The organism is Sulfitobacter albidus (assembly GCF_018200035.1).
Classification (GTDB): domain Bacteria; phylum Pseudomonadota; class Alphaproteobacteria; order Rhodobacterales; family Rhodobacteraceae; genus Sulfitobacter; species Sulfitobacter albidus.
Window position 1 is genome coordinate 167,925 of record NZ_CP073581.1, and the last position, 12,076, is coordinate 180,000.

A 12,076-nucleotide genomic window follows, 5' to 3' on the forward strand; every position below is an offset into this window, starting at 1 on the left:
GGGACCCTGCGCTATGTCTTTGCCATGGCTCAAGAGTATTCCAGACGCAGATTCCTTGGCGCAGCAGCCGCCTGGCCCGTGATGGCCGGTGTGGTGCATGCGGCACCTCCTGCCGCATCCCTGCGGCCCGTGCTGCGGGGCGAAGATTTTTTCAAGCGCGCGGTACGCTCGGTCGATGAGATCCTGCGCGAGGCAAAGCTGAGCGGTGATGTCTCGTTCGCCGTGGCCGATGCGGCGACCGGCCTGCGACTGGAGCAGCGCACCGCCGGCGTGGCCCAGCCCCCGGCAAGCGTCGCCAAGGCGTTGACCGCCTTGTATGCACTGGACGCTCTTGGTCCCACACACCGGTTCGAGACACGGCTGATGACCACGGGCGGCATTGTCGACGGAGTGGTTCAGGGCGATCTGATCCTTGCGGGCGGGGGGGATCCCACGCTCGACACGGATCGTCTTGCCGGAATGGCTGCGCAGCTCAAGGCGTTGGGCGTCACCGGGGTGAAGGGCGCGTTCAAGGTTTTTGACAAAGCGCTGCCGCGTCTTGACCGCATTGACCCAGAGCAGCCAGATCAGGTCGGCTATAACCCCGGGGTTTCGGGGCTGGCGTTGAACTACAACCGGGTGCATTTCGAATGGAAGCGCGGCGGCAACGGCTATGCCGTGACGATGGATGGCCGATCGGAGAGGTTGCGCCCCGCCGTGCGATTTGCCGCCATGCGCGTGGTCGATCGGCAAAGCCCGATCTACACCTACGCCGACGGCGAAGGGCGCGATAACTGGACCGTTGCGCGGCCCGCGTTGGGCAACGGTGGCGCGCGCTGGCTGCCGGTGCGCAAGCCGGGGCTCTACGCGGCAGAGGTCTTTGCGGTGTTGGCCGGGGCGGAAGGCATCGCGCTGGGCGTTCCGGGTTTCGTCGACACCCTCCCGGAAGCGGATGCTATCGTGACCGATCGCAGCCGCGATCTGCGTACCATCGCGCGCGAGATGCTGAAGTGGTCCACGAACCTCACCGCCGAGATGCTGGGGCTTGCGGCCACACGCGCACGCGGTGTCGAGGTCGACACGTTGAAAGCCTCGGCCGCGCAGATGAACGCCTGGGCGCAGACGGCGCTGGGGATGGAGGCTCCTGCGCTGGTCGATCACTCCGGCCTTGGCGATGACAGCCTGTTGAGCACGGCTGACATGGTCACTGCCCTGGTGCAGGTCCGCGATACGGGTCTGCGCGACATCCTCAAACCGATTGCGATGCGCGATGAAAACCGGCGCGTGATCCAGGATCATCCGATCCGCGTGGATGCAAAGACCGGTACGTTGAATTTCGTCTCGACCCTCGCGGGGTATCTTACCGGGCCGGACGGGACCGAGATGGCATTCGCGATCTTCACCGCCGATCCGGCGATCCGCGCCACGATCACGCGTGCCGAGCGGGAAGGCCCGGCGGGCGGGCGCACGTGGAACCGGCGATCAAAGCGGCTGCAACAGGCGTTGATCGAACGCTGGGGCGTCCTCTACGGCGCTTAGGTAAGGTGGCGCGCGCGCGCACCGCGTTCGATCGCGGCGGCGTGCAGCCGGTCGATGGTCAGCTCATAGCGCATCTCTTCGAGCAGGCGCAGTTCGGTTTCCTCTAGCGTGCCATCTGCGGCGGCGACGTCGCAGGCCAGCGCATAGGCCGTTTCGTGCAGGCGCTCGGGCAGCCCTTCGCGCACGAGACCGAACAGCGCGTCGAGCCCGTCTTCCTGCTCGAACAAATCGAACACCATCTGGCTGACGACCTTGATCCGGTCGGCGTCGTATCCGGCGAAGATGGGAAGCAGGTTCACGGCGGCTTGGATCTTGATCAGCTCGGTGGTGCCGATATCCTCGTCCGAGGCGGAGACGGCGACCATTACAGCAACAAGGCAGTCCTGCGCGCTGAGCGCGAGAGATGGGTCATCTGGCATTTTGGGATCCTTGGGGCCGGGAGCTATGTTGCGGTGCAGAATATTGACGGCGCGGGGGCTACGCAATAGATGATGCCGATCCGGGCGCGATGGGGCTCCGGCGATGAATTTGGGAACTGATATGTCCACCACACGTGACGCCGCGATGCAAAGCAAGGCCTGGCCCTTTGAAGAGGCGCGCCGTGTGCTCAAACGCTATCAGAACAAGCCGCCCGAGAAGGGGTTTGTTCTTTTCGAGACGGGCTATGGCCCCTCGGGCCTGCCGCATATCGGGACCTTCGGCGAAGTTCTGCGCACCACCATGATCAAGCGCGCGTTCGAAGAGATCAGCGACATCCCGACCAAGCTGATCTGCTTTTCCGACGATCTGGACGGGATGCGCAAGGTGCCCGGCAACGTGCCGCAGCAGGATATGCTGGCCGAGCACATGCACAAGCCGCTGACGAGCGTGCCTGATCCCTTCGGCGAGTTTGAGAGCTTTGGCCATTACAACAACGCGATGTTGCGGCGGTTTCTGGATACTTTCGGGTTCGAATATGAGTTCTACTCGGCGCGGGAGTTCTACCGCGCGGGGCATTTCGACGAGATCCTTCTGCGCGCGGCAGAGCGGTACGATCAGATCATGGAGGTGATGCTGAAATCCCTGCGCGAGGAGCGGCGCCAGACCTATTCGATCTTTTTGCCGATCCATCCCGAAACGGGCCGCGTGATGTATGTGCCGATCAAACACGTCGATGCGGAAGCGGGCACCGTGACCTTTGATGATGAGGACGGCACGGAGATGACGCTGCCCGTCACCGGCGGCAATGTGAAGCTTCAGTGGAAGCCGGATTTCGGCGCGCGCTGGGCAGCACTTGGCGTTGATTTCGAGATGTACGGCAAAGAGCACGCGACCAATACGGCGATCTACGACCGGATCTGTGAAATCCTCGGCGGCAAGAAGCCCGAGCATTTCAGCTATGAGCTGTTTCTGGACGAAAACGGGCAGAAGATTTCCAAGTCTTCGGGCAACGGGATCTCGATTGATGAATGGCTGCGCTATGCCAGCACGGAATCGCTGTCGTATTTCATGTTTCTCAAACCCAAGACCGCCAAGCGGATGCACTTCGATGTGATCCCGAAGGCGATGGACGAATACCACCAGCAACTGCGCGCCTACGAGACCCAAGACGAAAAGGGCCGTCTGGCAAACCCCGTGTGGCACATCCACGGCGGGGACGTGCCGGTGTCGGACATGGTTGTGCCGTTCTCGATGCTGCTGAACCTCGCGTCGGTGTCGCAGGCGGAGGACAAATCGCAGCTGTGGGGCTTTATCCAGCGTTATGCGCCTGAAGCGACGCCCGAGGGCAATCCCGGTATGGACGCGGCGGCGGGCTATGCGGTGCGGTACTTCAACGATTTCGTGAAACCGGCCAAGGTGTACCGTGCGCCCAGCGATCTGGAGCGCGAGGCGCTGGAGGATCTGCGCGCGCGGTTGGTTGCGTGGGACGGGGGCCTTGACGCGGAGGCGTTGCAGTCGGAGGTCTTTGCCTGCGGCCGTGAGCGGTTCGACCCTCTGCGTGATTGGTTCAAGGCGCTGTACGAAGTGCTGCTGGGCGCGAGCCAGGGACCGCGATTTGGTGGTTTCATCGCGCTGTACGGCGTCGAGGAGACCATCGCACTGATCGACGCCGCACTGGCCGGAGAGCTGGTGACAGGCTGAAACTCTTGCCGTCTTTGCCGCGTGAATTACCTCAAGTCAGGTCAGCAGCGGGAGAGACGGCGATGAAAACGGTACTGCACGCGATGGTTTTCTGTGTACTGGGCGCATTTGGCGCGCAAGCTCAGGAGGCGGAAATCCAAGGCACGATCAGCCAGCAATTCGAGGCATTCAAGGCGGATGATTTTGCCTCCGCCTTTGAATTTGCCAGCCCCACCTTGCAGACGTTTTTTCAAACGCCCGAGAATTTTGGCCGCATGGTCACCCAAGGCTATCCCATGGTCTGGCGCCCCGCGCAGGTGATGTTTCTGGAACTGCGCGAAGAGGGCGGTACCTATTGGCAAAAGGTGCAGATCACCGACAAAAAGGGCCGGTTTCACGTGCTCGAATACCGTATGCAGCAGCTTGAGAGCGGCTGGCGCATCAACGGCGTGCAGATCCTCGATGCGCCGGGCGCTGCGGTCTGACGCAACACCCACCGTCACGGGCGCCTAGGCCCGCGTTAAGAGCACGTTGATATCTCCTTTCCCCGACCGGCCCTGTCGCGCCGGACCACGTGGGAAAGGGATTTCAATGAACAAGGCGATCACCGACGGGATTCAACTGACACCGTCTCCGTATGCGAACGGGCTTGACCAATATTCCAGTAGCGACGGGACGCCGGGCTCTCCCAGCTATAACGGTGCTGCAAACGCGGCATTCGTGCCGGCGGATCAGGATTTTGGCGGTGCACTGGAGCTGTTGAAGACGGAAAGCACGCAGCGTCTGCGCTACAAGGGCGAGACGCCGATTGTTCCGGGATGCTATTTGCAGATCAAGGTACGGATCAAGGCGATCAGTGGCAACCTGCCGACGGTGCGGATTGCGGCCTATGCGGCCAGATCGAACGGGACGCCCGTGCCGGGTGTGGTGAGCACGGGTCCGAACACCGCGCTGACGACCTACGGGCAGGTGGTCGAGATCACGGCGATTGTCGGCATCGGAAATCGCACCGGCGTCGATATGGTCTGGGGGCCAACGGCGGCCTACGGACATTTCGGTATCGACCTTCTGGGACAGAACGGCGGTGTCGTGCGGATCGACGATATCGAGATCAACGACGTGTCCTCGGTCTTTCTGGGGGATGTCGTATCGACAATCGATGTGCGGGATTATGGTGCGGTCGGCAACGGCACAACCGATGACACTGCCGCGTTCGAGGCTGCAAACGCGGCTGCCAACGGGCGCACGGTGCTGATCCCCAACGGTGTTTTCCGCCTGAACGGCGATGTCACGTTTGATACGCGCACCAAGTTCGAGGGCACCGTCACCATGCCCACCGAAGCGATCCTGCTGCTGCGCCGCAATTATGATCTGCCCAACTACATTGAGGCGTTTGGCAACGAAGAACTGGCCTTCCGCAAGGCGTTTCAGGCGCTGCTGAACAACTCGGATCACGAATCGCTGGATCTGGGCGGGCGCAAGGTGGCGTTGACGGGACCGATCGACATGCAGGCCGCGGTGCCGTCGCGCTCGCGCTATTCGACGCGCCGGGCGATCCACAACGGGCAGTTGATTGCGCTGGCGGATGGGGATTGGGCCACGACGACGATCACGGCACAGGCGACGTATAGTCCCGGAAATCCGCGGGTCCTGTCGAATGTCGCGAATATCGCCAACATCGAGGTCGGCAGCCATGTGACCGGCGCGGGCGTGGGGCGCGAGGTTTACGTAAGATCAAAGAATGTCGCGAGGGGAGAGATTACGCTGAATGCCGCTCTCTACGATGCGGCAGGCACGCAGAATTTCACCTTCCGCCGGTTCAAATACCTGCTGGATTTCTCGGGTTTCGAAGTGGTCAGCAAGTTCGTGTTGCACAACATCGAATTCCAGTGCTCAGCGGTGTGTAGCGGGATTCTTCTGGCCGGAGCGGGGACGATCTTTACCGTGCGGGACTGCTTTATCACGACGCCGAAGGATCGCGGGATCACGTCCATGGGCGGTGGCTGTCAGGGGATGTTCATCGAGCGCAACCAGTTCCTGTCGGCGGAGGATTCTCTGGCCGTCTCCGCCCGCAGCAGCATCGCGCTGAACGTGAATGCCAATGATGCCAAGATCCGCAACAACCGCGCGACCCGGTTCAAGCATTTCGCCGTGTTGAGCGGCAAGAACCATCTCGTTTCGGGCAATCACTTTTTCCAGGGTGATACGATCAAGGGTGGGATCCGCTCTGCCGGGGTGGTTCTGGCGGAGCCCTACGCCTCGTTCATCTTCACCAACAACTACAGCGACAACGCATTTCTGGAGTGGACCAACGAGCGAGATCCGGAGCCTGCGTTCAGCGGTGGTTTTTCGTTCAGCGCGATGGAGATTTCGAGCAATGTGTTCCTGTCGGGGGATGTGGCGCCAAGTTTCAGCTATATCGTCGTCAAGCCGCACGGGGCCGATCATTTCCTCAATGGGGTGAACATTACGGGCAACCAGTTCCGCTCGATCAACGGGTCGATCAACCGGGCCGAGCGGATCGATACCAGCTTTGCCGCGATGAACCTGACGCGCACGCGGAATGTGCGGATGCAGGGCAACAACTTCTTTGGTGTCGTGTCGCAGGTCACCAGCCCCTACACGATTGAACACGAGGAGAACACGCCGCAGCAATCCTGGCTGATCGATACCGGATCGGCGCTGCCGTTTCAGGCGCGCGCGCTGAGTATCGATGCGGTGGCGGTGCGTGGCGGGGTCCGCAATGCGGCCGGCGCGGTCAATTGGGACGCGCCGTTTGTGCGGGCCCAGCAGGGGCCGAATGCCAATCAGGTTCTGGTCGTTTTCAGCGAGCCGGTCGAAGGTAAGATTGGCCTCACCGTGCGCATCGACAACGATCTCGTCTGACCCGGTCTGGCAGGGAGGGCGGCTCAAAAATCGCGCCAAAGCCCGAGTTTGAGCACGCTGCCGGAGATGTCTCCCAAGGCGGTTTCCGCACCGATTTGAATGCGGAACGGACCCTCTTTGGGGGACAGGATCAGGGAAGGGGCGAGCGTCGTTGCGCTCGTCCCCGCAGCATGCACGAAATAGATCTGCATCATGCCCGCCACATGATCGGTGAAATTCAGACCGACGGTGCCATCCAGTTTGCTGACGTGCAGAGCGTAGGTCACATCCCAAAAGACGTTGGCATCTACGGTGGCCCAGCCGTATTTCTCACCGAGCTTGATGCCGCGACCCCAGCTGATACCTGTTTGTATGTGGGGAAGCACCAGATCATTCGCCCAGTTTGCGCCGACACCGATTGTGTAGCTCCATTTTGATTGGGCGTCGGGAGGGGTAATGGCGCGGGTCGCAAACAGGGTGGCAAAACCGCCCTGAAATCCATTTCGCGGTCGCACGAAACCGATGTCCGCCCCCAGTGTCATGGCATCGCTGTAGCCATACTCGATGAACGTCTGCGAGACAGTGTCTAGGTCAACCGTGCTGGCGAAGGAAAAGGACATGAACCCTTTTCCCCGTTCCCGCAGCCACGCACCTGCATTCACCGTAGCTGGTAATGTGGCGCAAAGCCCGACCGTGATAAGCAAGAGAGACTGTAGATAACGCCGCATTCATCCAGCGTGGTTAACAAACGTTAACAAAGCGTTACCGGTAGCGGGGTGTTGGGTGCGAAAAAGCCCGGCGCGAAGGCCGGGCTCTCTCAAGTTTTGTTAGGCTGTCACGCGGTCTCCGCGGGGTCCGGCGATCAGCCAGACGATAAAGCCTGCAACCGGGAAGACCACCACACCGAGGGTCCAGAGGATTTTCGCGAGACCCGAGGCGCGGGATGTGAAAATGTTATAGATCGCGTAGATGTCGGCGATCAGGATAAGAAGGCCAAGAATACCGTATTCCATTGTAAATGCTCCAGTGTGCGTTGCATGTTGCTTGCCACCTAAACTTTCTTGGGCCGCGCGAGGTTCCCCGATTTGTCCCATCGCATTCTTGTAGATGCTTCGAATGTCCTGTTCTGGCAGGGCGGTGGCGCGCGCCTTGATACTCTGAAGATCGTGGCAAGCGCGCTTTGCGCGCGGCGGTTTGTGCCGGAGTTGATCTTTGATTTCAGGGTGGGACTCGCGGTGGAGGAGGTGGCGCTGCACTTGGGCCTTGATGCCCATTGCGTTCAGATCGCGCCCGAAGGCGCGGCGGCGGACGCTCTCTTGCTGGATCGTGCGGAGCAGTCCGGGGCGCAGATCGTCACGCGCGATCAGTATCGGGATTGGCGCGACAACTACCCCGCCCTGCGTCGGGACTGGCTCGTCAGCGGTCGCATTGTCGGCGGCCGCGCACAGTTTTCGCGCAAGCTGCGTGCGGTGCCGATCTAGCGTTTTCCGCGCTTGCGTTTGACGCCCCCGCGCATCCCACCACGCCCCATCGTCGAGCGACCGGAAGCTTTCTGCGCGTCACCCACGGCCTTGTCGACGGCCTGTTGACGGGCCATTGGATCGTCGGCGATCGCAAGGTCAACAGCCTCAAGCCGCTTGACCTCATCGCGCAGGCGCGCGGCTTCTTCGAATTCGAGGTTTTCGGCGGCCTTGCGCATGTCGGTACGCAGGCCGTCCAGAACCGTTTGCAGATTGCCGCCCGCCAATGGGTTGTCGATCTTTGCGGTGACACGGGATTGATCGGTGTCGCCTTTGTAGAGACCCGACAGGATGTCATCGACATTCTTTTTCACCGTTGCCGGGGTGATGCCGTGCTCTTCGTTATAGGCGATCTGTTTCGCCCGGCGGCGGTTAGTCTCCCCGAGGGCCCGCTCCATCGAGCCGGTGATGCGATCGGCGTACATGATCACACGGCCTTCGGCATTGCGTGCCGCGCGGCCAATGGTCTGGATCAGCGAGGTCTCTGACCGCAGGAACCCTTCCTTGTCCGCATCGAGGATCGCCACCAGCCCGCATTCGGGAATATCGAGCCCTTCGCGCAGCAGGTTGATCCCGATCAGCACATCAAAGGCGCCAAGGCGCAGATCGCGCAGGATCTCGATCCGTTCGATGGTGTCGATGTCGGAGTGCATGTAGCGCACGCGAATGCCCTGTTCGTGCATGTATTCCGTCAGATCTTCGGCCATGCGTTTGGTCAACGTCGTGCAAAGTGTGCGATAGCCGTCGGCGGCCACTTTGCGCACCTCGTCGAGCAGGTCGTCGACCTGCATTTCCACGGGGCGGATTTCCACGACCGGGTCCAGCAACCCGGTCGGACGGATCACCTGTTCGGTGAACACGCCACCCGCCTGTTCGATCTCCCACGCGGCGGGGGTGGCAGAGACAAAGACGGACTGCGGGCGCATGGCATCCCATTCCTCGAATTTCAGGGGGCGGTTGTCCATGCACGACGGCAGGCGGAAGCCGTGTTCGGCCAGCGTGAATTTGCGCCGGTAGTCACCTTTATACATGCCGCCGATCTGCGGGACCGACACGTGGGACTCATCTGCAAAGACGATGGCGTTGTCGGGGATGAATTCGAACAGGGTCGGGGGCGGCTCGCCCGGCGCGCGACCCGTGAGGTAGCGCGAATAGTTTTCGATGCCGTTGCAGACGCCCGTCGCCTCCAGCATCTCGAGGTCGAAGTTCGTGCGCTGCTCCAGCCGCTGCGCCTCCAGCAGTTTGCCATCGGCCACCAGTTGATCGAGCCGCGTGCGCAGCTCTTTCTTGATACCGATCATCGCCTGATTCATCGTGGGTTTCGGCGTGACGTAGTGGGAATTCGCATAGACCCGGATCTTGTCCATCGTACCGGTCTTTTCACCTGTCAGGGGGTCAAATTCCGTGATGGTTTCCAGCTCTTCGCCAAAGAACGACAGTTTCCACGCGCGGTCGTCGAGGTGGGCGGGAAAGATTTCGAGGCTGTCGCCGCGCACGCGGAAGCTGCCGCGCTGGAAGGCCGCATCGTTACGCTTGTACTGCTGCGCCACCAGATCCGCGATCACCTGTCGCTGGTCATAGTTGTTGCCCACGTGCAGATCCTGCGTCATCGCGCCGTAGGTCTCGACCGAGCCGATGCCGTAGATGCACGACACGGACGCCACGATGATGACGTCGTCCCGCTCCAGCAGGGCACGGGTGGCGGAGTGGCGCATCCGGTCGATCTGTTCGTTGATCTGGCTCTCCTTCTCGATGAAGGTGTCAGAGCGCGCGACATAGGCCTCGGGCTGATAATAGTCGTAGTAGGAGACAAAGTATTCGACCGCGTTTTCGGGAAAGAACCCCTTGAACTCACCGTAGAGCTGGGCCGCGAGCGTCTTGTTGGGTGCCAGGATGATCGCGGGGCGCTGGGTCTCCTCGATGATCTTGGCCATGGTAAAAGTCTTGCCCGTGCCGGTGGCGCCCAAGAGAACCTGGTCGCGTTCGCCGTCCAGCACACCGCCTGCCAGTTCCTTGATCGCCGTCGGCTGATCGCCTGCGGGTTCGAATTCGGATACCATCTTGAACGCGCGCCCACCTTCGAGCTTTTCACGGGTCGCCACGTCGGGCGCCGGATTGGCGAGCAGGGCTTCGGATTTGTCGGAATGGGCGTAGGGCATGGATGGCTCCGCTGGTGTCCGCGTATAGGTGTCATGTTTTGCCGTGGGTTCAAGGTGTGCCCGGCGCTTCCTGCCGGAATGCGTCAGCAGACGTGCAACCCTTGATCGGGCGCACGCGGCGTGCCATATCCACACCAGCCAACGACGGAGTGCCCAGATGCGCGCGAGAATCTATCAGCCAGCCCGAACAGCCATGTCTTCGGGTGCCGCGAAAACTCACCAGTGGGTGTTGGAATTTGCCCCCGCCGCCGCGCGCGAGGTTGATCCGCTGATGGGGTGGACATCTTCGTCAGATACGCAAAGCCAGGTCCGGCTCAAGTTCGATACGCGCGAGGCGGCTGTGGAATATGCAGCGGAGAACAACATCGACGCGCAGGTTCAGGACCCCAAGCGACGCAAGCCCAACATCCGCGCGGGCGGATACGGTGAGAATTTCGCGACCGGTCGCCGGGGCGCCTGGACGCACTGACGCAGTGGCGTCCGCGGGGCGCCGAGCTATCTCTCCTGCATCGCTGGTGAAGGAGAGCCACAATGCCCGCAGATCCCAATCGCAACAATCTTGGCATCTATGATGACGTCGCCGCACAGTGGTGGTCAGACGACATGCGCTGGGTCCGCACGCTCAAGAATATGGTGCCGGGCCGACTTTCCTATTTTGATCGGTTGATTGACTGGCAGGGCAAGACGGTGCTCGATCTCGGCTGTGCCGGTGGGTTCATGGCTGAAGCCCTGGCAGAGCGCGGCGCGCGCGTGACTGGTATCGATCCTGCCGAAGACGCGATTGCTGCCGCACGTGCTCACGCACGGGATAGTGGACACAATATTTCCTATGATGTCGGGGTAGGGGAGAGCCTGCCCTACGAAAACGCCAGCTTTGACGCGGTGGTCTGCGTGGATGTGCTCGAACATGTCTCCGATCTGCAAAAGGTGCTTGGCGAGGTCTCGCGGGTGCTGACGACCGATGGGGTGTTCTTTTTCGATACGATCAATCGCAACCCGATCGCGCGCCTTGCCACGATCACCGTGGCAGAGGACGTGCTTGGCCTGCTGCCAAAGGGCACACATGATCCGGCACTCTTCATAAAACCGGATGAGCTCCGTTCCGGGTTGCACAAGGCGGGCCTGTCGCCCGGGCCGATAACCGGATTGGGGCCGCGGGGCCTTAATCGCCGGGGTGATCTTACCTTTGGCCGCCTTCCGCTGACCTCGATCATCTACATGGGACACGCGAAAAAGGCATGAGTCGGGCAAAACGACTCGTTCTTCCGAGCCTGAGCGGCTGATTCACCGCCTGTTTTATGGGCAAATGGCGGAATCGCGGGGATACAGCGGCGTTCCGCAAAAGAAAATGCTTTGAGCGGTGGTGGGTTTGAGCCATAAAAACATGGAGGAAACGAGCATTCGACCCGCAGCAGGTTGAGAAAATCGGCGTTTTGGCGATTTTCTCGAAAAATCGGCTTGCGGGTTTTGGTTGGTGGGTCTAGAACCCCCTTCACCGGCGGCGCTGAGGCGCTACGGGGCGCCACGGAGGCGGGACGGAGCGGATGCTTCGGAGGGTCTTCGGGGTGGAATTCAGGACAGGGATGGCGAGGCGCGCCGGTAAGTTAGGGCGCATCTTGTTGGATTTTGTTCTGAGCGTTATTTGACATTGATGATATCTGAAGAGATATGCGGGCGGTTTGGTTTCATTTCGATGGATCAACGTCTGTATGTCGCGCCGCTAGGGTTCGCCCGATGATGCGGTGTCAGCTTCACTGTTTGGCGGCTTTCGGTAACTTTGGTTACCTTGAGCGCATCAAACAGAGACTGTCCTGGTTCTTTCAGTAATGGGATCAGGACGATGTGCAGAGGTTCGAACGTCAAGGATATGTCAGCAATGGCATTTCAACTTGAGAGTTTGATCCTGGCTCAGAA

General features: G+C 60.9%; 11 protein-coding genes and 1 rRNA gene (1 of these 12 running past the window's edge). 8 read left to right on the top strand and 4 right to left on the bottom strand.

Translation table 11 applies throughout. The features are described 5' to 3' along the window. The first annotated feature begins 24 nt into the window (after positions 1-24). Positions 25-1,518, top strand: coding sequence for a D-alanyl-D-alanine carboxypeptidase/D-alanyl-D-alanine endopeptidase (gene dacB / locus KDD17_RS00825; RefSeq protein WP_212704849.1), 1,494 nt, complete (start codon positions 25-27; stop codon positions 1,516-1,518). Here the strand turns inward: dacB and KDD17_RS00830 are convergent. After that, a complete protein-coding gene (locus KDD17_RS00830) occupies positions 1,515-1,937 on the bottom strand; it encodes a tellurite resistance TerB family protein (protein WP_212704850.1) in 423 nt (140 codons plus the stop codon). The genes dacB and KDD17_RS00830 overlap by 4 nt on opposite strands. Positions 1,938-2,058: 121 nt before the next feature. On the opposite strand from KDD17_RS00830, the gene KDD17_RS00835 reads away from it, so the two are divergent. From KDD17_RS00835 to KDD17_RS00845, 3 genes are all read left to right on the top strand, one after another. After that, positions 2,059-3,639 carry a lysine--tRNA ligase gene (locus KDD17_RS00835; protein ID WP_212704851.1) on the top strand — a complete coding sequence of 527 codons (1,581 nt, stop codon included), beginning with the start codon at positions 2,059-2,061 and terminating at the stop codon, positions 3,637-3,639. Between the two features lie 62 nt (positions 3,640-3,701). Then, the gene (locus KDD17_RS00840) at positions 3,702-4,103 is read left to right on the top strand and encodes a DUF4864 domain-containing protein (protein WP_212704852.1); all 402 of its coding nucleotides are present in this window, start codon (positions 3,702-3,704) and stop codon (positions 4,101-4,103) included. Positions 4,104-4,209: 106 nt separating this feature from the next. Further along, on the top strand, positions 4,210-6,504 hold the full coding sequence (locus tag KDD17_RS00845) for a glycosyl hydrolase family 28-related protein (RefSeq protein ID WP_212704853.1): 2,295 nt from the start codon (positions 4,210-4,212) through the stop codon (positions 6,502-6,504). A gap of 23 nt (positions 6,505-6,527) precedes the next feature. On the opposite strand, the gene KDD17_RS00850 is transcribed toward KDD17_RS00845, so the two are convergent. Together KDD17_RS00850 and KDD17_RS00855 are read right to left on the bottom strand one after the other, a co-directional pair. After that, positions 6,528-7,187, bottom strand: coding sequence for a hypothetical protein (locus tag KDD17_RS00850; protein WP_212704854.1), 660 nt, complete (start codon positions 7,185-7,187; stop codon positions 6,528-6,530). A gap of 123 nt (positions 7,188-7,310) precedes the next feature. After that, positions 7,311-7,496, bottom strand: coding sequence for a PLD nuclease N-terminal domain-containing protein (locus KDD17_RS00855; protein WP_212704855.1), 186 nt, complete (start codon positions 7,494-7,496; stop codon positions 7,311-7,313). Between the two features lie 72 nt (positions 7,497-7,568). Here KDD17_RS00855 and KDD17_RS00860 point away from each other — a divergent pair, with 72 nt between their 5' ends. Next, entirely contained in the window at positions 7,569-7,964 is a 396-nt protein-coding gene (locus tag KDD17_RS00860) for an NYN domain-containing protein (protein ID WP_212704856.1), read from the top strand. Here KDD17_RS00860 and uvrB read toward each other — a convergent pair. Beyond that, positions 7,961-10,162 carry an excinuclease ABC subunit UvrB gene (gene uvrB, locus KDD17_RS00865; protein ID WP_212704857.1) on the bottom strand — a complete coding sequence of 734 codons (2,202 nt, stop codon included), beginning with the start codon at positions 10,160-10,162 and terminating at the stop codon, positions 7,961-7,963. The genes KDD17_RS00860 and uvrB overlap by 4 nt on opposite strands. 157 nt (positions 10,163-10,319) lie before the next feature. On the opposite strand from uvrB, the gene KDD17_RS00870 reads away from it, so the two are divergent. The 3 genes from KDD17_RS00870 to KDD17_RS00880 form a co-directional block, all read left to right on the top strand. Further along, positions 10,320-10,631, top strand: a complete 312-nt coding sequence (locus KDD17_RS00870) for an ETC complex I subunit (protein WP_212704858.1) — start codon at positions 10,320-10,322, stop codon at positions 10,629-10,631. A 62-nt stretch (positions 10,632-10,693) separates the two neighbouring features. Continuing rightward, complete coding sequence (gene ubiG, locus KDD17_RS00875) at positions 10,694-11,404, top strand: bifunctional 2-polyprenyl-6-hydroxyphenol methylase/3-demethylubiquinol 3-O-methyltransferase UbiG (RefSeq protein WP_212704859.1); 711 nt, start codon at positions 10,694-10,696, stop codon at positions 11,402-11,404. Positions 11,405-12,047: 643 nt separating this feature from the next. Continuing rightward, positions 12,048-12,076 (top strand): 16S ribosomal RNA (locus tag KDD17_RS00880); it runs 1,432 nt beyond the window's last position.